Below are 24,315 nucleotides of genomic sequence, written 5' to 3'. Positions count from 1 at the left end.
ACGTCGGGAGAATCGAGATGCGTACGCTGATCACCGGAGGCGCCGGCTTCGTCGGCAGCCACCTCACCGAGCACCTGCTCGCGTCGGGCGACGAGGTCGTCGTGCTCGACGACATGTCGACCGGCTCTCCTCGCAACCTGCGAGCCGTCGCCGGACACGATCGACTCACGATCGTGCATGGCTCGGTCCTCAACGCCCGTACGGTGCGAGAAGCCATGCGCGGATGCGACCGCGTGTTCCACCTCGCGGCTGCCGTGGGGGTCAAGCTCATCGTGGAACATCCCCTTCAGGGCCTGCGCACCAACATCCACGGAACCGAGAACGTCCTGGCCGCCGCGGTGGAGAGCGAGGCATCGGTCCTGTTGGTCTCGACCAGCGAGATCTACGGGAAGAACACCGCAGACCGGCTGGACGAAGACGCCGACCGGATTCTCGGGTCGCCGCTGAAGTCGCGGTGGAGCTACGCGGCGGCCAAAGGCATCGACGAGGCGTTCGCAAAGGCCTACGCCGACGAAGAGGGCCTCGAGGTATCGATCGTGCGCCTGTTCAACACGATCGGTCCCCGACAGACGGGGCGATACGGCATGGTCGTCCCGAACCTCGTCGGGCAGGCGCTGCGCGGTGATCCGCTGAGCGTCTTCGGCGACGGGATGCAGACACGATGCTTCTCGGCGGTCGGCGACGTGGTGCCGGCGATGGTCGCCATCGAACGCGATCCGCGCTCCCGCGGCCAGGCGTACAACCTGGGCGGGGCACGCGAGATCGCGATCGTGGAACTCGCCCGCGAGATCATCGAGATCGTCGAGAGCACGAGCACGATCGAGTTCATCCCGTACGAGCGCGCCTACAGCGCCGGCTTCGAAGACATGCGGCGGCGCGTGCCTGACAACTCCCGCGCGCACGACCTGGTCGGCTACCACCCCCACACCTCGCTCGGAACGTCCATCCTCCTCGTCGCGGCCGATCTGGTCACGCGGGACCGGATCAGCGACGAGCTCATGCCCCTCGCGCGCGCCGGTGGCGTGGGAACGTCCGACTGATGTGCGGCATCGTCGCCTACGTCGGTCTGCGTCCGGCCGCACCGCTCGTCTTCCACGCGTTGGGTCTCCTGGAGTACCGCGGCTACGATTCCGCGGGGATCGCCGTACTCACCCCTGACGGCGAGATCGAGACCGAGAAGACGGTCGGCGGTGTCGTCGCGCTCACCTCCCTTCTGGTGAGAGCCGATCTGCAGACCAGCGGCACCGCGATCGGACATACGCGGTGGGCCACGCACGGCGCGGTCACCGAAGTGAACGCGCATCCCCTCTCCGACTGCCACGGTGCGGTGAGCATCGCGCACAACGGCGTCATCGCGAACGCCGACGTCCTGCGGCGCGAGCTCGCCGCTCGGGGCCACCGCCTCGTGGGCGAGGTGGATTCGGAGGTCATCGCGCACCTGGTCGAGGAGTTCGTCGAGGAGGGCTCCTCGATCGCGGTTGCCCTCACGAGCGCGACCGCCCGGCTCGAAGGGTCGTGGGCGATCGTCGCGATGGACGCGCGGACGGGAACGGTCGCGGCCACCGCCCAGGGGTCGCCGCTGATCGTCTCGACGACTCCGGAGGGCACCTTCGTCGCCAGCGACATCACCGCCATCTCCGACCGCGTGGACGCCTATCAGGTGCTCCGCTCCTCCGACGTCGTCGAGATCGGGCGGGGCGGTGCGACCTGGTGGGACGGGGGCGCCCGCTCCGCCGGCCCGTCGTCTTCTCCCGTGCGATGGCGCGCGACCGCGGAGCACGGAGGACGGTTCGACGACCACATGGGCAACGAGATCGACGAACAACCCGCCGTCGCCGCCCGAGTCCTCGACGCGTTCGCCGGGGGCATCGCGGACGGATCGCTGTGGCGCTCTCTGGGGCTGGCCGGCTTCGACCGCATCCATCGCGTCGTCGTACTGGGATGCGGTACCTCGTTGCACGCGGGCATCGCGATCGGCCGTGTGTTCTCCGATCTCGGCCACCTGCCCGTCACTGCCCTGGTCGCGAGCGAGGCGTCCTCGTTCGTACCGGAACCGCACACCCTGGTCATAGCGATCAGCCAGTCCGGCGAGACAGCAGACATCCTTCGCGCGCTCGATGCCTTGTCGTTTCCCGACCGCACGCTGCTCGCCCTCACCAACAACCCCTACTCCTCGCTCGCGCGGGAGGCGGATGCGGTGATCGATTGCCTCGCCGGTGTCGAGATTGGGGTCGCCGCGACCAAGACCTTCGTCGCCCAGGTCATGACGGGAGTCGCCGTCGCGCTGTCGGGCCTGTGCGGGTCGGCACGGGTCGATCGAGTGGATGCCCGTGCAGCCCTGGAGGCGTTGACCGAGACCCCGCTGAGACTGGATGCGGCGTTGCGCGGCTGGTCGGACAGCATCCCCCTCCTCACGGAGGAGTTCGCCGATGCGTCGGGATTCCTCTTTCTCGGCCGAGGCTCCGGTGTGGTGTACGCCGCGGAAGGAGCGCTGAAGCTCAAGGAGCTCACCTACCGGTGGGCCGAGCACCAGCCTGCGGGCGAACTGAAGCACGGCCCGCTCGCACTCGTAGAGAACGGGACCCCGGTGTTGGCCGTCGACGTCGGCGACCGGCGTCTCGACATCAACATCGCTGAGGTGCTCGCGCGCGGAGGACGCGTCGTCCGCATCGCGGGCGTCGGACCGGATCCGGTCGGTGACCTCCGACCCGCACCGCCTTGGGGCCCGCTCGAGGCCGTCGTCCCCCTGCAGCTGTTCGCCCGTTCACTCGCGATTCGTCTCGACCGCAACGTCGACAAACCGCGCAACCTCGCCAAGTCCGTCACCGTCGACTGATCCCCAGAAGGAAGATTTCATGTTCACCTCACGTCTTCGCCGGACGATCGCGGGCGGCTTCGCCATCCTCGCCGTGACGGCTTTCCTCTCGACGGCCGCCGCTGTTCCCCCAGCGACGGCCGCCGGCCCGCGCACCACCGTCAGCCTCACGTTCGACGATGCCGACGCGAGCCAGCTGAGCGCGCTCCCGATTCTCCAGAAGTACGGGATGAAGGCGACCTTCTTCATCCCTTCGGGGTTCGTGGGCGCCGCCGGGTACATGACGCGGTCCGACCTCGACTCGTTGAAGGCGGCCGGGCACGAGATCGGCGGTCACACCGTGAACCACCCCGACCTCGCCACACTGCCCGCCGACGAAGCGAAGCGGCAGATCTGCACCGACCGCAGCACGCTCACCTCCTGGGGCTTCACGCTGCGCAGCTTCGCCTATCCCTTCGCGTCGGCGTCGCCGGCGGTGGAGAAGGCGGCCTCCGATTGCGGCTACCGATCGGCCCGACTCCTGGGCGACCTCCGCACACGATTCGACTGCCAGGACTGCGATGTCGCTGAGACCTTGCCTCCGTCCGACCGGTTCGGCACCAAGGCATTGCCACAGTTCGAAGCGAACTGGACGTTGGACGACCTCAAGCAGGGCGTGCTGAATGCCGAGTCCACCGGCGGATGGGTGCAGTACACGTTCCATGACGTCTGCGACAACGCGTGCACCGACATCGCGATCAGTCCGGCGCTGCTCGACCAGTTCCTGTCGTGGCTGAAGCAGCACATGGCCGCGGCCAACACCGTCGTGAAGACGGTGGGAGACGCGGTCGGGGGAACCGCCAAACCGGTGGTGAACGGCCCCGTCGTGCCCGCGGCCGCGGCGGGCGTGAATGCGATCAAGAACCCCGGGATGGAGACGTTGACAGCGGGGGCGCCCTCTTGCTGGATGCAGGGCGGATGGGGACAGAACACCGCTGCCTTCAGCAAGGGATCGCCGGCGCATGGTGGCTCGGTGGCGAGCCGGGTCTCGATGTCGAACTACGTCTCGGGCGATGCGAAGCTGCTTCCCCAGTTCGATCTCGGTGCGTGTGCGCCGACGGTCGTCACGGGACACACCTACTCGCTGCGTAGCTGGTACACCTCGACCGCCGTCACGCAGTTCGCGGTATATCTGCGCGCATCCACCGGTGTCTGGCAGTACTGGACGTCGAGCCCCTGGTTCTCGGCGGCGTCGGCGTACACGCAGGCGGAATGGACCACTCCCGCAATCCCCGCCGGGTACACGGGCATCAGTTTCGCGCTCAACGTGTTCTCGAACGGCACTCTGCAGACGGATGACGTGTCGATGTACGATTCGACCGGTGCGCCCGCCGCGACGTCGGCGCAGACCGCCGTCCCGGGTGCGAGCAGTCGGATCGCCGTGCAACCGCCGACGGGAGCCCCAGAGGTCGCGCAAGACCTCGAGGGCGAGTGACACGGTGGGGCGGAGAGGGACGGCGGTCGTCCTGGTGGCGGTCGCCGTCCCTCTCCTCGCCGTGGCCGCCGCTGTCGTCACGGTGCCGCTCATGACGCGGGGCGGGGGTCTTCCCGAGACGGGCTATCCCCGGCATACCGGCATCGTGGCGACGACCTTCTGGATCGGCGAGGTGTTCGACCCGAGCGCGCCGGATGGGAGCCAGCGGTTCTCGACCTACGACTCCGACTGGATGGCGTCGTACGGCGGATGCGATGGAGTCACGGATGCGACGGGCGAGTGCGTCACCGAACCGCGCACGGCAGAGAACGGGTTCTTCCCGCGCACTATGACGCCTCGCGAGAATCCGTTCTATCTCGACCTCCCGTTCGACGATGTGAACGACGGATCGGCTTTCGCACTCCGCGGCGGGGTGGTTCCCTGGGCGAACGAGCCGGCCTATGCGCCCTCGATCGACGATCGGTCGCGCAGCCTCATGAAGAACCGATGGGTGGTCCTCCACAGGAACGGCCGTGTGTGTTACGGCCAGATCGAGGATGCGGGGCCGGGGGAGTACGCCGATGCGGCGTACGTCTTCGGGACCGACGATCAGCGACCGGCGAACGAACGGTTCAACGGCGCGGGGCTGGATGTCTCGCCCGCGCTCAACGGATGCCTCGGGTTCGACGAGCTCGACGGGGACGGCGATCACGTCGATTGGGCGTTCGTCGATGAGGCCGATGTGCCGGACGGTCCGTGGACGAAGCTCGTCACGACATCTGAGGTTCGGTGAACGGCACCGTTCGCAAGGCCTGGACGCGCGAGCGTCGATTGTGCAGGCTGGAGGAGTCACAGAGAAACGGAGGCCTTGATGACCGATCAGAAGAAGCCCTCGTTCTGGCGACGCCTGATCTGGGTGTTCACCGGACGGCCGCTGAGCCGCGAGGAGATGCAGAGGCAGCGCGAGGTGGGAGAGCAAGATCCCATGACGCGAATTCAGTTCGACATGCGCTCCACCCGTAACTCGGGTGGATGGGGCTAAGACACGCCGTCGAGTCTCGCGAGCAGGTGCGCCCTGATCTCGCTGGCTCGCGCGCTGAATGCGCGCTGGCGCCGCCCGTATTCGGTCTTTCCCTCGACCGTCTCGATCGTCACCGGCTCGTAGCCCCAGTTGCGTAGGTCGTACGGTGAGGCCTGCATGTCGAGCGTGCGGATGTCGCGCGCGAGTGCGAACGCGTCGAGCAGCAGCTCACCCGGCACGACGGGCCCCAGCTTCATCGCCCACTTGTAAAGATCCATGCCCGCGTGCAGGCAGCCCGGTTGCTCGCGGGCGACCTGCAGGTCGCGACTGAGGGGCTCGTGGTTGCGCGGCACCGCAGCGTCGGTGAAGAACCGGTACGCGTCGAAATGGGTGCAGCGAAGTTCGGATGCTTCGACCACGGCATCGGTTTCCGCTGCGCTCAGGCGCAGCGGGACGTCGTGGCGGGGCGCGGCGTCTCGGTACACCATCGCCCACTCGTGGAGCCCGAAGCATCCGAAATGGGCCGGGCGCTGCGATGTCGCCCGGAGAAGGCGGAAGACGGCCGTGATCAGATCGCCGCGATCCGCTCGGAACGCGTCGACGTCGACGACGACACCGCCGTAGCCGTTGGACCGGTACCACCGCCATCCGGCGCGCTCATCGGCATCGGCGAGCTCGACACCGGCACCGGGATGCCACCGCCGCAGCACCGCCGGCTTGTACGAGTAGTACGTGAACAGGAAGTCATCGACCGGATGCGTCTCACCGCGCGATGCCCGGGCTCGCCGGCCCGCCGTGAGGGCATCGGCGCGTGCCGCGTGCGTCTGGGCGATCGCGCGCCATTCGTCGCCGCCCAGGGCGATCGAGGTCGGACTCCGTTGCGTGGGCGACGTCACTCGTCGACCGGCTCGATCAGCTCCGGGGAGTTGTTGCGTACGTTGCCGACTGCCGTGGAGACGACGTGGTCGTCGAGCGTGTCGGCGACCGTGGGCGCAGCATCGATGGCGGCATCGAGGATGTCGCCGACGTTGTCGGTCGACGGGTCGAGCCACGCGTCGGCGTAGTCGGCGTCCATGAACAACGGCATCCGATCGTGGATCGACCCCAGCCGACCGATCGAGGCGCGGGTGAGGATGGTGAAGCTCAGCATCCACCGAGCCGGATCGTCGTCGGCGAGCTCGGGGTTCTTCCACCACTCGTAGAGCCCGGCGAAGAACAGCGGTGATCCGTCGGCGGGGTGGATGTAGTGGGGGACCTTGCCGTCGTCGGTCGTCTTCCACTCGTAGTAACCCGAGGCCGGGATGATAGCGCGACGCTTCTCGAGCGCTCCCCGGAACATCGGCTTGTTCTCGATCTCTTCCGACCGGGCGTTGAAGGCCTTGACGCCGATCCCCGGATCTTTCGCCCACGACGGTACGAGGCCCCAGCGCGCCGGTTCGAGCCGCCGAGTGGGTGGATCGGTCTTCACGGAATCGAGCACGATCGCCGCCGACGCCGTGGGGGCGATGTTGTACGACGGGGCGGGGAGATCGTCGTTCTCGACGTCGACGCGCAAGACCCCGACGAGCTCGGAACCGACATTGGCAACCACGAATCGACCGCACATGCTTCCACCGTAGACGGGCGTTACGACACCGTCACTTCTCGGTGTCGTCCTCCGCGGCGATCCCGACAGCGGCGAGCCGGTCGAGCAGCCCTGCGCCGTCCGATGCGGTGACCCAGGGGACCTCTGCTGCAGAGTGATCGTCGACGACCGTGCGGCCACCCGCGAGCACCGCCTCGGCGGGTGAGAGCTTGCGGATCGCCACCCCTGCGACGTTGGCGGGGTGATCGATCGCGAACCCCGTGTAGATCTCGTCGTCGTGCTGACCGTCGTCTCCGACGAGCAGCCACCGGATGTCGGGGAACTCCTCGGCCAGCCGCCGCAGGTTCGTCTTCTTGTGATCCTGACCGCTGCGGAACCATCGGTCGTGGGTCGGGCCCCAGTCGGTGAGCAGGATGGCCCCCGCGGGGTACAGGTGACGGTGAAGGAACCTGATCAGCGTGGGCGCGACGTTCCAGGCTCCCGTGGACAGATAGATGACCGGCGAACCGGGGTGCTCACGGGACAGCCGCTCGAGCATGACCGCCATGCCGGGTACGGGCTGACGGGCGTGCTCGTCGACGACGAAGGAGTTCCACGCGGCGAGGAGGGGCCGGGGGAGAGCGGTCACCATGACGGTGTCGTCGACGTCCGAGACCAGTCCGAAGCGGACGCCGGAGGCCACGATGAACACCCGCGACTCGACCGGCTCGCCGTCCTCGACGGCCACCATGATCGTCTGCCACCCCGGTGCGAGACGGGCCGGGAGGACCGTGTCGATGACCCCGCCGCGGTCGGCGCGCACGTCGTGCCGCTCGCCTTCGATGGTGACCGTCACCTGCGCGAACGCGACCGGAACGGCCGCGAAGCTCCGCCACCCGCGGACGCTGGAGTACTCGCCGGACGAGGTGCGCTTCACGGCCGGGACGATGAGAACGCGGCCGAGGACCCGCACCCACTCCTCGCTGCCGTATCCGGGGAAGCCGGTCGCCGTCGGCACGAGGCCGCGCCCGCGGGCGCGACGCTCCCGCCACGAGTGGAAGCGTCGCTCGAGACGGGCGAGCCACAGGATCTTGGGGCGCTCAGGTGCGTCGGAAGGCATCGCCGTCAGTCTTTCATGCCCGCACCGTCCCCGCGTGAGGGTTCGGTCGGATCGTCGCCGAGATGCTTGCGCTCCACGCGCTCGATTACCTTCTTGCCGACGAAGATCAGCACCAGGAACACGACGATCACGGCGACGAAGATGTACCCCGCGTAGTGGATCGATTCGGAGAGGTCGCGATACGTGCCCGCGGCGAGAGAGGCGACTGAGATGTACAGCGTCGTCCAGATCACGCACGCCGGGGTCGTCCAGGCGAGGAACCGCCGGTAGGAGTAGTTGCTCATGCCGACCGTGAGCGGAACCAAGGAGTGGAGCACCGGGAGGAACCGGGAGAGGAAGATCGCGAGACCGCCGCGACGTTCGAGATAGCGCTCCGATCGTCGCCAGTTCTCCTCCCCGATGCGTTGCCCCAACCGCGAGGCGCGGATGCGGGGCCCGAGGAACCGGCCCAGGGCGAAGCCGACGCTCTCACCGACGAGTGCACCCGCGACCACCGCGATTCCGAGCGCGATGGCCTCGACGGGGCCGGAGACGGCGGTGCCGGCGACGATCACGACCGTGTCACCGGGCACGACGAGACCGACGAGCACGCTCGTCTCGAGCATGATCGCTACGCCGGCGATGATCGTCCGCACGACGGGATCGACACTCTGCACCGTGTCGAGCAGCCACGTCAGGATCTCGTTCACGCCACGAGCCTAAGACGCGTCGTCGCGTCTACCCTGGGAGCGTGTCGCCAGAGAACGTCGCCGTCGCCGTCGACGCATGGATCGACCCCTCCGACGCCTACGCCGGTGTCGTGGGAGACGACCCGCACGGCTTCTGGCTCGACGCGGGAGCCGACGCCCTCGACGGCTGGAGCTGGCTCGGCATCGGCCGTCCCGAACCCGACCCCGACGCGGTCGCCGCGGTCGACCTGTCGCGGTCGATGCCACGCACCGATGAGGCCGGCCCGTTCCGCGGCGGATGGGTGGGCTGGGCCACCTACGAGGCGGGGGCCGCTGCCGCCGCTGCGCCCACGGTCCCGGGCGACGAACCCGAGCGGTGGTGGCTGCGCGTGGACGAATTCCTGGCGTTCGATCACGCGAGGCGCCGCGTGTGGGCGTGGGCGCCGACACGCGAGCGTGCCGGGCGGTTGGCCGCCACGGCGGATCGACGTCGGCCGGATGCTGCGCCACCGGTCGAGCCCGCCGCATCCGTCGCACGTTCCCGCCATCTGCCGTCGGAGTACGGCGAACTCGTCGAGAGGTGCCGCGACCACATCCGTGAGGGCGACGCGTACCTGCTCTGCCTGACGACCCGCTTCGACGTCGGCGGGAGCATCGATGCGCGTGCGGTGCATCGACGGCTGCGGGCGTCCTCGCCGAGCCACCACGGAGGCTTCGTGCGGGCGGGAGGCACAGCGCTCGTCAGCGCGACCCCGGAGCGATTCCTCACGGTGACCGACGGCGTCGTGCGGACGCATCCCATCAAGGGCACTCGACCTCGTGCGGTCGATCCCGTCGAGGATCGCCGACTCGCCGACGAGCTGCGCGCCGATCCGAAGGAGCGCGCAGAGAACGTGATGATCGTCGACCTGATGCGCAACGACCTCGCGCGGGTGTGCGCCCCCGGCACGGTGACCGTCGAACGGCTGCTCGACGTCGAGAGCTACCCCGCGGTGCACCAGCTCGTCAGCACGATCGCGGGCTCCCTCGCCGGCGGCACGACCCTCGGCTCATTGCTCGCGGCCGCGTTTCCGGCGGGCAGCATGACGGGGGCCCCGAAGCTGTCGGCCATGACGATCCTGCGCGAGCTCGAGGAGGCTCCGCGGGGCGTGTTCTCGGGCTGCTTCGGGTGGGTGGGCGACGACGGGGGAGCAGACCTCGCGATGGTGATCCGCAGCGTCGTCGTGCACCCCGAGGGCGCGTATGTCGGTGCCGGGGGAGGCATCACGTGGCACTCCCGACCCGAGGCCGAGGTGCGCGAGGTGGGCTGGAAGGCGCGTGCGCCCCTGGCCGCGATCGGCGCCGTTCTGCCGCCGGGCTGGTGACGGCGGCATTCCGGTAACGTGGATCGCGCGCCGTGTGCGCGACCCGAACCCCACGATTGGCTCTTCCGTATGTCTTCTATGCCCTCTTCGCCCGCTGAGAGCGGTGGCCCCGACGTTCACGCGGTCCAGCGCAAGTGGCAGGAACGCTGGGCCGAGAAGGACCCGTTCCGCGCGGGCGGCGACGAAGATACGCGCCCCCGCAAGTACGTGCTGGCGATGTTCCCGTACCCCTCCGGCGACCTGCACATGGGTCACGCCGAGAACTACCTCTATTCCGACATCGTCGCGAGGTTCTGGCGGCACCGCGGGTACAACGTGCTCCACCCGATCGGCTGGGACTCCTTCGGCCTCCCGGCGGAGAACGCGGCGATCCAGCGGAAGGCCGACCCGGTGCAGTGGACATCGGCGAACATCGCTCAGCAGAAGACGAGCATGAAGGACTACGGGGTCTCCTTCGACTGGAGTCGTGTGCTCCACACGAGCGATCCCGACTACTACCGCTGGAACCAGTGGCTCTTCGAGCGCCTCTACGAGCGGGGCCTCGCGTACCGCAAGGACGGCGCCGTGAACTGGTGCCCCTTCGACCAGACGGTGCTCGCCAACGAGCAGGTCGTGGACGGCCGTTGCGAGCGGTGCGGCAACGAGGTCATCAAGAAGAAGCTGACGCAGTGGTACCTGCGCATCACCGACTACGCCGACCGTCTGCTCGACGACCTGAACCAGCTCGAGGGCTTCTGGCCGCAGAAGGTCATCCAGATGCAGCGCAACTGGATCGGTCGCTCCGTGGGCGCCGACATCGACTTCGAGATCGAGGGGCGCGCCGAGAAGGTCACGGTCTTCTCCACCCGCCCCGACACGCTGCACGGAGCGACGTTCTTCGTCGTGGCACCCGATTCCGACCTCGCCGCCGAGCTCATCCAGGGCGCGTCCGCCGAGGCGCAGGAGCGGTTCGCGACCTACCTGGCCGACGTCCGCAAGGCCACCGACATCGATCGTCAGTCGAGCGACCGCCCGAAGACGGGTGTCTTCCTCGAGCGCTGGGCGATCAACCCCGTCAACGGCGAGCGCATGCCCGTCTGGGCGGCCGACTACGTGCTGGCAGACTACGGCCACGGCGCGGTCATGGCCGTTCCCGCCCACGATCAGCGCGACCTCGACTTCGCCCGCGCATTCGACCTGCCGGTGCGGATCGTCGTCGACACCACCGCTCCGGTCACCGGTGCGATCCCCGTCATCGAGCTCGACGAGCACGGCGTCCCGATCGATCCGGGCGGGGAGAGCATCGACGACCTCGATCCGGCGCGCACGGGCGTCGCGCTCGCGGGCGAGGGGCGTCTGATCAACTCGGGCCCCTTCGATGGGCTGTCCAAGCGCACGGCCATCTCCCGTGTCATCGACCAGCTGCAGAAGGACGGACTCGGCCGCGCCGCCAAGACGTTCCGTCTGCGCGACTGGCTCATCTCGCGTCAGCGCTTCTGGGGAACGCCCATCCCCATGATCCACACCGACGACGGCCGGATCGTTCCCGTGCCCGACGACCAGCTGCCGGTGCGTCTGCCTGCGGTCGAGGGTCTCGATCTCACCCCCAAGGGCGCCTCGCCGCTCGGCGCGGCCAAGGACTGGGTCGAGGTGGCCGACCCCGAGACCGGAGCGCCCGCGCGACGTGATCCCGACACGATGGATACGTTCGTCGACAGCTCCTGGTACTACATGCGCTTCCTCTCGCCCGGAGACACGACGCAGCCGTTCTCTTCGCGTGAGGCCGACAAATGGGGCCCGGTCGACTTCTACATCGGCGGCGTCGAGCACGCGATCCTCCATCTGCTCTACGCGCGCTTCGTCACGAAGGCGATGTTCGACATGGGGATGGTCGAGTTCACCGAGCCGTTCACGCACCTGATCAACCAGGGCATGGTCATCCTCGGCGGCACCAAGATGTCGAAGAGCAAGGGCAACCTCGTGCTCTTCCAGGAGGAGCTCGACGCGCACGGCGCCGACGCTCTCCGGGTCGCCCTCGGGTTCGCGGGCCCGGTGGAGGACGACAAGGACTGGGACGACGTCTCCACGACGGGCGCGACCAAGTTCCTCGCGCGAGCGCTGCGCATCGCCCACGACGTCGACAGCGAGACCGATGTCGTATGGGCCGAGGGCGACGCGGCTCTGCGGCGGGTCACGCACCGACTGTGGGCCGATGCCCCTGGACTCATCGAGCAGACGAAGTTCAACGTCGTGGTCGCCCGGCTCATGGAGCTCGTCAACGCGACCCGCAAGGCGATCGACACCGGGGCCGGGGCCGGCGATCCCGCCGTCCGCGAGGCGGCCGAAGCGATTGCGATGATCCTCGACCTCTTCGCTCCGCACACCGCGGAGGAGATGTGGGAGGTGCTCGGGTACGAGCCCTTCGTCGGTCTGGCCGTCTGGCGTCAGCCCGACCCGACCCTCCTGGTGGAAGAATCGGTCACCGCGGTCGTGCAGGTCGACGGCAAGGTGCGCGCGACGCTGGAGGTCTCGGCGAGGATCGATGCCGCCGACCTCGAGGCCCGTGCGCGCGCCGACGAGAAGGTGCGCCGTGCTCTCGGCGATCGCGAGATCGTCCGCGCGGTGGTGCGTCCGCCGAAGGTCGTCAGCTTCTCGACCAAGTAGCAGCGCCCGGCCGGGGAGGGGCGCAGCATCCGCCCCTCCCCAGGCCGCGGTCCGTCGTGATCCTTCCACGGCCGTGAGCCGGTGCTTCCTGATGCGGGTCGGTGCCACGTAGCGTCGCCCGGGTGCCAGACGACCACGACCGCACCGCCTCGCGACGTCTGGGCGTCGGCGCGGTCGTCGTGCTCGTACTGGCGGGTCTGGTCATCACGGTCGGCATCGGGATCGCTCGCGGCGCGGGAGGTGCAGGGACGACGACGGTGACCCCCTCGTCGACGGCGTCGCCGGGGGCCCCGACGGACGGCGCGCTCTACGTCCACGTCACCGGCGCGGTCGCCGCACCCGGCCTCTACCGCCTGACCGTCGGGGCACGCGTCGTCGACGCGGTCGGGGCGGCGGGCGGATTCGCCGAGGATGCCGACCGGGGGTCGGTGAATCTTGCACGCCCGGTGACCGATGGCGAACAGCTCGTCGTCCCGGTGATCGGGGCGACCGCCGAGGAGCCGGCGCAGGGGTCGTCGGATGCTGCGACCGGGACTGTCGGCGGACTCGTCGACCTGAACAGGGCCGACGCCTCGGTGCTCGATACGCTGCCGCGGATCGGCCCGGCGCTGGCGGAGCGGATCGTCGCCTGGCGCGAGGACAACGGTCGGTTCACGAGCGTCGACGATCTGCTCAGCATCCCCGGGATCGGAGAGAAGATCGTCGACGGCCTGCGCGATCTCGTCAGGGTATGAGCGCCGCGCGTCGGCGCCGCCGTGCGGCGCGGCTCGTCCCGGCGGCTGCGGCGTCGTGGGCGGGGGCCGCCCTCGCGGTCTGCCTCCCCGAGGCGGCGGTGTGGGGTTCGGCGGCATTCTGGGCAGTCGCGGTCGTGGGCGGAGCCCTGCTGTGGCGGCGTCCGTCGCCGGTGCGCGCGGTGATCGCGGTGGCGGCGGTCGGTGCCGCCGTCGGTATGTCGCACGTGGCGCTCGCGCAGCCGGCCCGCACGAGCGTGGACGACCTCGCCACGGGTGGTGGCCGCGCGCTGGTCGTTGACGCGACGATCTCGGGGAAACTCGACCCGAACAGCTCGGGCGACATCTGGTTCGACGCCCTTGCCGGCCGCATCACGGCCGGTGATCGTGCCGTCACCGGTGGCGCGTTGCCCGTACGCATCGGGGTCGCGGCCGACGCGGTCGCCGGGCTCGACGGCGTCGACATCGGCAGTGAGGTCACCGTTCGAGGTGCCTCCATCCCCGTGGGTGCGGGCGACCGGGCCGTGCTCGTGCTCCGCGCGCAGGAAGTGATCGTGCGCGCCGATCGGCCCATCGCGGTGCTGGCCGCCGCATCCGATCTGCGTGGCGGTCTCGTCGAGTCGGCCGCGGGGCTGCCGGGCCCCGGTGCGGCACTCGTGCCCGGCCTTGCCGTGGGCGAGACGCGAGCGGTCTCGGCGTCGCTGGACGAGAGCATGAAAGCGTCGTCGCTGTCGCACCTGACGGCGGTGTCGGGTGCGAACTGCGCCCTCGTTGTGGGCGTGGCCTACGGCGCCTCAGCGCTCGTCGGCGCGCGGCGGGGCGTGCGCATCGCCGCCGGACTCTTGGCGCTCGGGGGATTCATCGTTCTCGTCACCCCCGAACCGAGCGTGGTGCGCGCCGGAGCGATGGCCGCCATCGCGATGCTCGCCCTCGCGCTCGGTCGCGCAGGTGCGGGGCTCAGCGTGCTCTGCCTCGCCGTCGTGCTGCTGCTCGCCGTCGACCCCTGGCTCGCCCTCTCGCTCGGATTCGCACTCTCGACCGTCGCGACGGCGTCACTCCTGGTGCTCGCTCGTCCGCTGGCGCACGGGCTCGGTCGTTGGATGCCGCGACCGCTCGCCCTCGGCCTGTCGATACCGCTCGCGGCCCAGCTCGCCTGCGGGCCGCTGCTGGTGCTCGTCGACCCTCGCGTTCCTGTGCTCGGGGTCGCCGCGAACCTGCTCGCCGCCCCTGCCGCGCCCCTCGCCACCCTCGCGGGGCTCGCCGCGTGCCTCACGGCACCGTTCCCCTGGTTGCAGGACGGCCTCACGGCCATCGCCTGGCTGCCTGCGAGCTGGATCGCCGGGATCTCCGAGGTGGTGGGCTCACTTCCGGGCCAGCAGCTGCCGTGGTGGGGCGATCTCGGCGGCCTCGCCGCTCTCTCGGTCGTGTCGGCGTGCGTCGCCGTGGTCATCCTCGCTCCGCAGGGCGCGGATCGGCGGATGCTGCGTGGCGTCGCGGTCGTGGTGGTCTGCGCGGTCGTCGGGGTCGGTGCGGGACAGACGGCCCTCCGCACGGTGGCGGGTTCGTGGACGGTGCCCAGCAGCTGGGCGATCGCGGCATGCGACGTCGGCCAGGGCGACGCCGTGCTGCTGCGGTCGGAGGGTGCCACCGCACTGATCGACACCGGGCCCGACCCGGCGCCGCTGGAGGCGTGTCTCGTCCGCTTCGGGGTCTCTCGAGTCGATCTGCTCGTGCTCACCCACTTCGACGCCGATCACCGGGGCGGTGCCGCGGCGCTGCACGGTCGCGTCGACCTGGTGGTCCACGGGATCTCCGACGGCGGCGCCGCCGACCGACTGCTCGCCGACATGCGGCAGGGAGGAGCCCGCACGGAGGTCGCCCACCCGGGTATGCAAGGGATCCTCGGCGGCGCACGGTGGCGGGTGCTCTGGCCGTCCGCGACGGTCGCAGCGGGAAACGACGCCAGTGTCGTGCTCGACGTGCGCGGCGGGGGCATCCCCGACACTCTTCTGCTCGGCGATCTGTCCGCCGAGGCGCAGCAGGCGATGCAGCGCAACGAGCCGGTGGGGGAGTTCGACGTGGTGAAGGTCGCGCACCACGGCAGCGCCGACCAGGATGCACAGCTCTACCGCGCGGCATCGCCGACGCTCGCGCTCATCACGGTCGGTGCCGACAACGACTACGGCCACCCCCGGGAATCGATCCTGTCGACGTTGGCCTCGGTGGGGGCGACCGTGGCGCGCACCGATCAGGAGGGCATCGTCGCCGCGTGGCGGGGTGACGGCGACGAGCTCGTCCTCTGGCGGGAGCGCGACGTCGGCGGGGCTCGTTAGGCTGGTGGGTATGGCCGCCGCTCCCCGTCGATCCGCTCCGGCGAAGGCGAAGTCGGCGATCCCGCAGGTGTCGTGGCGCGAGCCCAGACCGGCGCCCGTCGTGCTGGTCTCCGGCCCCGAAGAGGTCTGCGCCGAGCGTGCGATCGCGGGCATCCGCGACTACCTGCGCGCCGAGGACCCGAGCCTCGAGGTGACCGACGTCCGTGCCGACGACTACGCCGCCGGCACCCTGCTCGGCGTCAGTTCTCCCTCGCTCTTCGGCGAACCGCGTCTGGTCCGCATCGGCGGCGTGGAGAAAGCATCCGACACCTTCTTGCTCGAGGCGCTCGCCTACCTCGAGCACCCGCAGGAGGGCGCGACGATCGTGCTGCGGCACAACGGTGCGAGCGTCCGTGGGAAGAAGCTGCTCGACGCGGTGCGCGCGGGGCAGGGGAGCGGCATCGAGATTCCGTGCTTGGCGATCAAGCGCGATAGCGACAAGTACGACTTCGCCGCGGGCGAGTTCTCCGCCGCCCGTAAACGCATCGCCCCCACCGCACTCCGCGCGCTCGTCTCGGCCTTCTCCGACGACGTGACCGAGCTCGCGGCGGCATGCCAGCAGCTGATCTCCGACGTCGCCGGTGACATCGACGACAGGATCGTCGAGCGCTACTACGGCGGCCGGGTCGAGACGTCGGCGTTCACCGTCGCCGACACCGCGATCGCCGGTCGGTACGGCGATGCCCTGATCGCTCTCAGGCACGCGCTCGCCTCGGGTGCCGACCCGGTGCCGCTCGTGGCCGCCGTGGCGATGAAGGTGCGCACGATGGCCCGTGTCGCGGGCAGTCGCGAGTCATCGGGGGCTCTGGCTGCCCGGCTGGGCATGAAGGACTGGCAGGTCGACCGAGCTCGGCGCGACCTCGTCGGCTGGTCGCAGACCACGCTGGGCATGGCGATCCACGCCGTGGCGCGGGCCGACTCCGAGGTGAAGGGCGCGTCGCGCGACCCCGTATTCGCCCTCGAGCGCATGATCACCGTGATTGCGACGCGCACGCCGTTCGGCGACTGAGCAACTGCTGCCCGGCGAGACACCGCGATCGGCTGAGACGCACCGCAGGGCCGCGCGTGTCGGCCGATTCCGGTGCTTCACGGCGGAAACACGAAAGCCCGCCCCGCGAACGGGACGGGCTCTTCACGAGGTGCGGCTCAGAGAGCGGCGACCTGCTTGGCGATGGCCGACTTGCGGTTCGCCGCCTGGTTCTGGTGGATGACGCCCTTGCTCACGGCCTTGTCGAGCTTCTTGGTCGCCGTGATGAGAGCCTTCTCGGCCGTGGCCTTGTCGCCTGCGGCGATGGCTTCGCGGGTGCGACGGATCTCGGTGCGCAGGCCGCTCTTGACAGCCTTGTTGCGCTCGTTAGCCTTCGCGTTGGTCTTGTTGCGCTTGATCTGCGACTTGATATTCGCCACGTTCGACGGTCTTTCGTTCGGAGGATTCGGTCAATTGCCGGTTGACAGAAGAGGGCTGTCGCACGGCGGTCGTGAGGGTGGGAAAACCCACACGCAAGCCAAACACCGAGTCTATCAGGTCTGCTCCACCGTCGTTATCGCGAGGTTGAGCACGGCATTGAACACATCGGGGCGCATCGAGGTGACGAGATGCGTGGTCTTCGGCACGATGATCAGCTCGGCCTCGGGAACGGTCCGCGTGAACAACGCTTCGTTGATGCGGAGCTGGTCGAACTGCCCGTTCACGAACCACAAGGGCACACGGATGCTGCGCAGCGCCCGCATGAGGTCGAGCACCGAGAGGCTCGCCAGAGCGGTGTGCTGCGTGTCGAATGCGTAGCCGCCCGCGCCGAAGTCGTCGCGAGTCTCCTCCGGCAACGTGCGGGCGAGCACGTAGTCGGTGATGGCCGCGCCACGGTCGGGAAGCGAGTCGAAACCGCGCAGGAAGAGGCGGTATGCCCGCAGGGCGGGGCCGCGGGGGATCGCGGTGCAGCCCGCGCCGATGACCGCCGCCAGTGGAGGGGGCTCCTCCGATACCGCGTACTCGAGCGAGAGGAGGCCGCCCATGGAATGGCCGACCAGCAGGACGGGCCCCTGGGATGCGGTGTCCCTGACGGCCCGGTCGATGGTGGCGAAGGCCCCTTCGATCGTGAAGTCCTCCGACATCCGGGCACCGTGTCCGGGGAGGTCGACCGCTGTCGCCGCGTTGCCACGCGCGGCGAGGTACTCGAGCTGGGGCCGCCACATGCTCGCAGACGTGCGGATGCCGTGGACGAACACCACTCCGACCGACATGCCTCCAACATACGACGCGCCCCCTGCCCGACCGAAGCCGAGCAGGGGGCGCGTACGTCTGCGACTAGCGCATCACGGGCGACCGACGCCGCAGGGCGTAGGTCAGACCGCCCGCGACGAGCAGGAAGCCCGCGGCGAGAGCGATACCGAGCGGCAGCTCGGACCCGGTGACGGCCAGCTGACCGCCGGCGAGCACGGTGACACCGACCCGGATCGGGCTCTCGCCCGCGGAGGTGACCACGAGCTCGTGCGCACCGAGGGCGAAGTCCGACGGGATCGCGACCGAGAACGATGTGCGTCCCGACGCGTCGGCGACAGGGATCCCCGTCACCACGATCGGTTCGCTGAACAGGGTCGCGCCGATCAGCTGGCCCGGCTTCAGGCCCGTCACGGTGACGTTGAGTACGCCGCCCTGCTCGACACGGTCGTTGAGCGTCACGGTGGCCCAGCTGCCGTTCGGCGCCTCGGTGCCGGGTTCGCCCGTACCGGGGTTCCCTGATCCCGCGGCGGTGATCGTGACGGGGAGCGTCACGACCGTGCCGGCGACGTCGGTCGTGAGCGTCAGAGACGCTGCTCCCTCGGCCGCATCTGCCGGAAGGGTGATGGCGACATCCGCCGCACCGCCCACGATCGGGAACGTTCCGAGAACCTCGTCGCCCAGGCTCACCGTGAGCTCGCGCGCCTCGGGCGTGCCCCGGCTCGTCATGTTGAGCGTCGACACCTGGAAGGCCAGGTTCGACCCTGCAGCCGCGGATTCCGGAGCGCCCTTCACCGACACGGCGTGCTTGGCGTAGGGAGCCGCCACCGGCGACTCCGCGGCCAGGAAGTCGACCCACGCCTGGTAGTCCACGTTGCCCGTGTCCTGACGGTCGGTCGATTCGGCGAACTTCCGGAAGTTGTCTCCGCCGTCCGCGAGGAACGACAGGGTTCCGATGCGGTACTCCGCGGCGGGGTCGATGGGCGCGCCGTCGACCGTCACCGAGGTGATGCGCGAACCCTCCGGCAGTGCGGCGTCGAACGTGTACGTCACGTTGTCCGACAGGCCCAGCTGCAGGTAGGCCCGCGAGGGCACGGTGCCATCTGCCGCACGCTGCCACTGCTGCTCGAGCAGATCGGTGAACTGCTCACCGGTCATCGTCACCAGCGTCGTGGTGTTGTTGAACGGCAGCACGGCGAGCGCCTGCGAGAAGGAGATGTCTCCGTCCTCGAGGCCGGCCACCGCGTTCGCTCCGAACTCCGCCTGGGTGTCCCAGAGCTCGGCACGCAGACCGCCCGAGTTGGTCACACCGATCTGGGCGCCGTTCGGCAGGTCGGCCATGGAGTCGCGCAGCGCCCCGGCGACGAGGTTGCCCAGCGCCGACTCGGACGCACGGTCGTCGCGCGATCCGCCCGTCCAGACGCCGTTCACGAACGAGCCGCCGCCGAACGCCGTCGTGATGTCTCCCGACACCTCGCCGACCTTCGTGTTGCCGACCTCGGCCGCTGCAGCGAGCGTCAGGTCGACGATCTCCTTGACCTCGGCGACGCGGGGGTACTCGGCGACCAAGGCCGCGTCGTCCGCCGTCGTCCGCGCGACGTTCTCCTCGGTGTGCGCGATCAGGTCGCCGTTCTCGGCGTCCAGCGTCAGCACGATCTTGCCGATCTTCTCGCCGTAGGAACCCGTCTGCACGATGGGCCGCGTCGCGCCCTCGACACCCGGGACCGGTGCCGACCACGCGTACTCCTTGTGCGTGTGACCGGTGTAGATCGCGGCGACCTCGGCCGAGGTGTCGTTGACGATCGAGGCGAAGACCGCGCTGTCGGCGATCTCCTCCTCAAGGGTGGTGTTCTCCTTGACGCCACCACCAGCACCCTCGTGGTACATCGCGATGATCACGTCGGCCTCGCCGTTGGCGGCATCGCCGTCGGACAGCTGGCCCGCGACGCGGTTGACCGCCTCGACCGGGTCGCCGAACTCGAGGTCGGCGATGCCGCCGGGGGAGACCAGGGTGCTCGTCTCCTCGGTGATCGCTCCGACGACGGCGACAGTGAGGCCGTCGACCTCGATGAGCTGGTACTCCTGCAGCGCGGGGTCGGTCGTGCCCTTCTCGTAGACGTTCGCGCCGAGGTACGAGAAGTCGGCCGACTCCTCGACGCGACCGCTCAGGTCGTCGAATCCCTTGTCGAACTCGTGGTTTCCGACGGCACTCGTCTCGAGATCGAGCGCGTTCAGCACCTCGATGGTCGGTTCGTCATCGAAGTAGCTCGACGCGAAGAGCGACGCACCGATGTTGTCACCCGCCGACAGGAACAGGCTCTCGCCCCGCGCCTGGTCGCGCAGCTGCTCGATCGTGCCCGCGAACTTCACCGTGTTGCTGTCGATGCGGCCGTGGAAGTCGTTGATCCCGAGGAGGGTCAGCTCGATCGGGGCCGTCGCGCTTGCCGACAGGCCGACCTTCACGGGGTCGTGGTCCGACGACCGGTAGGGCGTTCCGTCCTCCCAGAAGTTCGTGCCGTGGTAGCCGTAGCGGCTGTACTCGAGGGCGATCGACTCTCCGGAGTTGATGTTCCAGATGTCCGCGCCGGTGGCGCGCTGGAGGGCGACCTCATTGAGGAGGACGTGATCGAGCGAACCCGACAGACCCGAGAACGAGTAGCTCGACGAGTCCAGCTCGAACTCCGACTCGGCGTTGACATAGCCGGCGCCGTAGAGCACCTGCATGGGGTCTTCCTGCGTGTAGGAGTTGAAGTCGCCCACGAGGAAGACGGCGTCTTCGTCGGTCGTGACCTCGTCGACCCACGCCGTCAGCGCCGTCGCCTGACGAACGCGAGAGTTGTTGGACGCACCCTGCCCGTCGTTCTGGTCGGCGTCGACGCCCTCGCCGGAGCCCTTCGACTTGAAGTGGTTCACGGCGACGAAGAACTTCTCCCCGCCGTCCGCGGGGGTGAAGAACTGTCCGATCGGCTCGCGCGCGTTGGCGAACGCCTGACCGTTCCCGCTCTGCGTGGCCAGCGCGACCGACGTCCCTTCCGGCTCCACGAGCGCGGTCTGATAGATGATCGCGTTCGTGATGACGTCGCGGTCGACGTCGGCGAGCGAGTCGTCGGTCGGGACGAACGCCCACTTGCCCGGGGTCGAGGCCGCATTCAGCGCGGCGACGAGCGACCCGACGGCCTCGTCCTTCGTCTCACCGAGTGCCTCGGAGTTCTCGATCTCCATCAGACCGACGACGGAGGCGTCGAGGTCTTCGATGGCGGTCACGATCTTCGACTGCTGACGGGTGAAGTCCGCCGCATCCCACGCGCCGCGCACATCGCAGCCGGTTCGCACGGAGTTCGCCTGGCCGTTGGGAAGCGGAGTGTAGGTCTGGCAGCCCGCGGTCGTCTCTCCGAGCGTCGTGAAGTAGTTCAAGACATTGAACGACGCCACACTGAGGTCACCGCCGACGGGCTGCGGGGCTTCCGTGCGCGGGTTCGAGAACACGACCTGGTCGGTGCCGCTGCCGTCCGCGACGAGCGGCTGCGTCGGGTTGATCTTCCACGTGTTGTTGCGGTAGTCGACGATGAACGAACCGCTGAGCTCGGCCTGCCCGCCGACGACGACGGGCTCCAGGAGCGAGACGTATGCGGGGGTCAGCGTGCTGTTGGAGACGTTCAGGAAGTTCGTCGATGCACCGTCGTCGACCGTGAGCGCCCGGGCCGCGTTGTCGTCGGCCACGGCGGCAGCCTCAGGCGTCCCCGGTCGGGCGGCATCGGTGGGCTGACGAAGGGGTGTGGATCCGACGGCGAGACCGACCTCGCCGTACTGGTTGGTCGAGTATGTGTTCGACACCGTGAACTCGTCGGTCAGCTGGACGAGCATCGACTCGAGCGACTCGCGCTGAGCATCGGTGGTCGGCCAGGCGACGGTCGAGGAGGTCGGCGCTGTGGCGGCGTCGATCTTCGAGGCCGCTCCGACGCCCGCGGTGATCTGGGTGAGCCCGTTGAACTCGCTCACGGGGCCCGTCACGCGAACGGTGTCGCCCAGGGCGACGGCGTCGGCGGCTGCGGGGGAGTAGACGAAGATCGCGTCGGACGAGGTGTGGGTCGCGAGATCGAGCGACCCGCCCGTCCCGGCGGTCTGGATGACGTACCCGTTGAAGCCGCCGGTCGGGTAGTGCGCCGTGACGACACCCTCGGTGGTGACCGTCTGTCCGGCGAGAGGCGATGCGGCGCCGGTGCCCTGGATCTCGGCGATCGGCACGACGGTGCCCGGCGTGGTCGGCTGGCTGGGGGAGGGTGACGGCGACGGCGACGTGGTCGTCGTCGGTTCGGGTGTGGGGGTCGTCCCCGTGCCGCTGGACGTCGGCGTCGGTGCGCCGAGTGCGAAGTCGGCGGAGTTGTTGCCGGTGTTCGTGCCGGCGGCATCGCGCGAGGCCGATTGGGTCACGCTCGTGGCCGGTGCCGGTGCGACCGCGAAGTCGTTGGCAGACCCGTAGCCGACGTAATCGATGACCTGGGGGAGGGCCGCTACACCGGTCCCGGCGGCGAGAGCGGTGATGCTGTCGACCAGCGCGACCTTGGCGTTGGAGGCCTGCATGGGGATCGAGCCGTCGACGTCCGCCTCGAAACCGGGAAGCCCCGTGTTCGTGCCGAACGCCTGTCCCACGAGGAGGTGGGCCCCGGCCTCGAGCGAGATGTCGCCGAGCGGAGTGACCTGCCACGAGGTGCCCGACGCAGAGGCGTACTGAACGCTCCACCCGTCGAGATCGACGGCGACGTCGCTCGTGTTGAGAAGCTCGATGAAGTCCCGGTTCAAGACGGCGCCGTTGTTGCCGCCTCCGCCGTAGACCTCGCTGATCACGACGGGCGCTTCGGTGCTGACGGCAGCCGTCGCCGGCAGCACTCCGACGGCGAAAGAGCTCGCCGCCAGGGCCGCGACGACAGCACTCGCGGCGAACGCCCGGCCCTTTCCTCCTCTCGTGGTCTCGGACCGATCAGAGGTGGGGGGATGCGACGTCACAGACTCTTCTCCAGGGTTTGGGCGCACGACGAACAGCGGCCGGGACGACGGCCGTTCGGAGGTCGGGGGGACCTGTTTCGATACTCAACGATGCCACGGACATGCGCGTGTCGTCGAGGTAAACGTCCGGTAACGCCGCCGTCACGATGGGGTGCGCGCGGGCTCGAAATATGATGACGGAGTGCCTCGAATCCCCGCTCATGTCGCTGAGATGGCGGGCTCCGGCGTGCGTCGGATCCTCGAGGTCGCACTGCAGCGGCCGGGCACCATCATCTTGGCCGTCGGGGAGCCCGGGGCGTCGGTCGCCGAAGAGATCCGTGCGTCTGCCGCCGCAGCGTGGGAGCGCGGCGACGTCCGCTACACGCCCAACGGTGGCATCCGTCCTCTGCGCGAGGCGATCGCGCGAAAGCTCTTCCGGGAGAACGGCCTCGACGTCGAGGTCGAGCAGATCTGGGTCACCGTCGGCGGCACGCAGGCCCTGCATCAGGCGATGACCCTCGCCCTCGCTGCGGGCGACGAGGTTCTCGTGCCCGACCCCGGATATACGACGTTCACCATGAACGCCCATCTGCTCCAGGCGACGCCGGTGGCGTACAGTCTTCGCTCCGAGCGCGGTTTCGTGCCCGACGTCGCCGAGCTCGACGCCCTCGTCACCCCGCGCACACGGGCGCTCATCGTGAACAGCCCCTCGAACCCGCTCGGCGTCACCTACGACGCGCATACGATCGCCGCGTTGGTCGATTTCGCGCGGCGCCGCGACCTCTGGCTCATCAGCGACGAGGTGTACGAACGGTTCACGTGGGGCCGGGCACATGTCAGTCCCGCCGGCTTCGACACGGACGGCCGCGTCTTCACCGTGTTCTCCACCTCGAAGACCTATGCGATGACGGGTGCCCGGGTCGGTTGGCTGCTGACTCCACCCGGCTGGCAGGACGTCATGCTGCGCGTGCAGGAGGCGTCGATCAGCTGCGTCGACACGCCCGCCCAGTACGCCGCGCTCGCGGCGATCGATGGTCCGCAGGACGCCGTCTCGGATGCGGCCGCCCACTACGCGGCGAACCTTGCGGCAGCATCCGCTCTGCTCGACGAGCGTGGGTTCCGCTACCTGCCTCCGACGGGCGCCTTCTACCTCTGGATCGACGTGTCGCATGACACCGCAGGCGACGTGACGTCCTGGTGCATGCGCTTCCTCGACGAGCAGGGAGTGGCCGTCGCTCCGGGCTCGGCGTTCGGGTCGCAGGGCGAGGGATGGATCCGGATCTGCCTCGCGAGCGACCTCGACGGCCTCCTCGAAGGGATCCGCCGACTGCCTGCGCCCGCGAACATGCTCGGTCGCCCGTAG

Annotated in this window: 18 protein-coding genes; 11 read left to right on the top strand and 7 right to left on the bottom strand. The window is 69.3% G+C overall.

Annotated features, from left to right (window positions below):
* Nucleotides 1-17: 17 nt before the first annotated feature.
* The 5 genes from FVP77_RS07130 to FVP77_RS16790 all read left to right on the top strand — a co-directional run bounded on the left by FVP77_RS07130 (nt 18) and on the right by FVP77_RS16790 (nt 5,310).
* Nucleotides 18-1,040 carry an NAD-dependent epimerase/dehydratase family protein gene (locus FVP77_RS07130; protein ID WP_147893863.1) on the top strand — a complete coding sequence of 341 codons (1,023 nt, stop codon included), beginning with the start codon at nt 18-20 and terminating at the stop codon, nt 1,038-1,040.
* Entirely contained in the window at nt 1,040-2,836 is a 1,797-nt protein-coding gene (gene glmS, locus FVP77_RS07125; RefSeq protein ID WP_147893862.1) for a glutamine--fructose-6-phosphate transaminase (isomerizing), read from the top strand. The genes FVP77_RS07130 and glmS overlap by 1 nt, the downstream gene beginning before the upstream one ends.
* A 19-nt stretch (nt 2,837-2,855) precedes the next feature.
* Nucleotides 2,856-4,289 (top strand): polysaccharide deacetylase family protein, encoded by a 1,434-nt coding sequence (locus FVP77_RS07120; RefSeq protein WP_147893861.1) that lies wholly within the window; start codon nt 2,856-2,858, stop codon nt 4,287-4,289.
* A gap of 4 nt (nt 4,290-4,293) precedes the next feature.
* A complete protein-coding gene (locus FVP77_RS07115; RefSeq protein WP_147893860.1) occupies nt 4,294-5,061 on the top strand; it encodes a hypothetical protein in 768 nt (255 codons plus the stop codon).
* 78 nt (nt 5,062-5,139) lie between these two features.
* Nucleotides 5,140-5,310, top strand: a complete 171-nt coding sequence (locus tag FVP77_RS16790; RefSeq protein ID WP_187266847.1) for a hypothetical protein — start codon at nt 5,140-5,142, stop codon at nt 5,308-5,310.
* On the opposite strand, the gene FVP77_RS07110 is transcribed toward FVP77_RS16790, so the two are convergent.
* The 4 genes from FVP77_RS07110 to FVP77_RS07095 are packed head-to-tail and all read right to left on the bottom strand — an operon-like array spanning nt 5,307 to nt 8,662.
* The gene (locus FVP77_RS07110) at nt 5,307-6,185 is read right to left on the bottom strand and encodes a 3-methyladenine DNA glycosylase (RefSeq protein ID WP_425463124.1); all 879 of its coding nucleotides are present in this window, start codon (nt 6,183-6,185) and stop codon (nt 5,307-5,309) included. The two genes, FVP77_RS16790 and FVP77_RS07110, sit on opposite strands and share 4 nt — an antisense overlap.
* The gene (locus tag FVP77_RS07105; protein ID WP_147893859.1) at nt 6,182-6,895 is read right to left on the bottom strand and encodes an SOS response-associated peptidase; all 714 of its coding nucleotides are present in this window, start codon (nt 6,893-6,895) and stop codon (nt 6,182-6,184) included. Before FVP77_RS07105 ends, FVP77_RS07110 begins: the two co-directional genes overlap by 4 nt.
* Before the next feature lie 31 nt (nt 6,896-6,926).
* Nucleotides 6,927-7,973 (bottom strand): App1 family protein phosphatidate phosphatase, encoded by a 1,047-nt coding sequence (locus FVP77_RS07100; RefSeq protein ID WP_147893858.1) that lies wholly within the window; start codon nt 7,971-7,973, stop codon nt 6,927-6,929.
* 5 nt (nt 7,974-7,978) lie between these two features.
* Nucleotides 7,979-8,662 (bottom strand): DedA family protein, encoded by a 684-nt coding sequence (locus FVP77_RS07095; protein WP_147893857.1) that lies wholly within the window; start codon nt 8,660-8,662, stop codon nt 7,979-7,981.
* A 41-nt stretch (nt 8,663-8,703) separates the two neighbouring features.
* Here FVP77_RS07095 and FVP77_RS07090 point away from each other — a divergent pair, with 41 nt between their 5' ends.
* The 5 genes from FVP77_RS07090 to holA all read left to right on the top strand — a co-directional run bounded on the left by FVP77_RS07090 (nt 8,704) and on the right by holA (nt 16,760).
* A complete protein-coding gene (locus FVP77_RS07090; protein WP_147893856.1) occupies nt 8,704-10,005 on the top strand; it encodes an anthranilate synthase component I family protein in 1,302 nt (433 codons plus the stop codon).
* 69 nt (nt 10,006-10,074) lie between these two features.
* Entirely contained in the window at nt 10,075-12,648 is a 2,574-nt protein-coding gene (gene leuS / locus FVP77_RS07085) for a leucine--tRNA ligase (protein WP_147893855.1), read from the top strand.
* Between the two features lie 122 nt (nt 12,649-12,770).
* Nucleotides 12,771-13,382, top strand: a complete 612-nt coding sequence (locus FVP77_RS07080; protein WP_147893854.1) for a ComEA family DNA-binding protein — start codon at nt 12,771-12,773, stop codon at nt 13,380-13,382.
* Nucleotides 13,383-13,882: 500 nt separating this feature from the next.
* Complete coding sequence (locus FVP77_RS07075) at nt 13,883-15,712, top strand: ComEC/Rec2 family competence protein (RefSeq protein ID WP_425463132.1); 1,830 nt, start codon at nt 13,883-13,885, stop codon at nt 15,710-15,712.
* Between the two features lie 10 nt (nt 15,713-15,722).
* Nucleotides 15,723-16,760: a DNA polymerase III subunit delta gene (gene holA / locus FVP77_RS07070; protein ID WP_147893852.1), complete on the top strand. Its 1,038-nt coding sequence runs from the start codon at nt 15,723-15,725 to the stop codon at nt 16,758-16,760.
* 137 nt (nt 16,761-16,897) lie between these two features.
* Here holA and rpsT read toward each other — a convergent pair whose 3' ends face one another.
* The 3 genes from rpsT to FVP77_RS07055 all read right to left on the bottom strand — a co-directional run bounded on the left by rpsT (nt 16,898) and on the right by FVP77_RS07055 (nt 22,973).
* The gene (gene rpsT, locus FVP77_RS07065; protein ID WP_116646468.1) at nt 16,898-17,158 is read right to left on the bottom strand and encodes a 30S ribosomal protein S20; all 261 of its coding nucleotides are present in this window, start codon (nt 17,156-17,158) and stop codon (nt 16,898-16,900) included.
* A gap of 114 nt (nt 17,159-17,272) precedes the next feature.
* The gene (locus FVP77_RS07060; RefSeq protein ID WP_147893851.1) at nt 17,273-17,992 is read right to left on the bottom strand and encodes an alpha/beta fold hydrolase; all 720 of its coding nucleotides are present in this window, start codon (nt 17,990-17,992) and stop codon (nt 17,273-17,275) included.
* Between the two features lie 64 nt (nt 17,993-18,056).
* Entirely contained in the window at nt 18,057-22,973 is a 4,917-nt protein-coding gene (locus FVP77_RS07055) for an ExeM/NucH family extracellular endonuclease (protein ID WP_246134002.1), read from the bottom strand.
* Nucleotides 22,974-23,154: 181 nt separating this feature from the next.
* Here FVP77_RS07055 and FVP77_RS07050 point away from each other — a divergent pair, with 181 nt between their 5' ends.
* On the top strand, nt 23,155-24,315 hold the full coding sequence (locus tag FVP77_RS07050) for a pyridoxal phosphate-dependent aminotransferase (RefSeq protein ID WP_147893850.1): 1,161 nt from the start codon (nt 23,155-23,157) through the stop codon (nt 24,313-24,315).

The sequence above is a fragment of the Microbacterium hatanonis genome, assembly GCF_008017415.1.
Classification (GTDB): domain Bacteria; phylum Actinomycetota; class Actinomycetes; order Actinomycetales; family Microbacteriaceae; genus Microbacterium; species Microbacterium hatanonis.
Note: the sequence above shows the minus strand (reverse complement) of the source record. Positions and strands in the feature narration are given on the sequence as shown.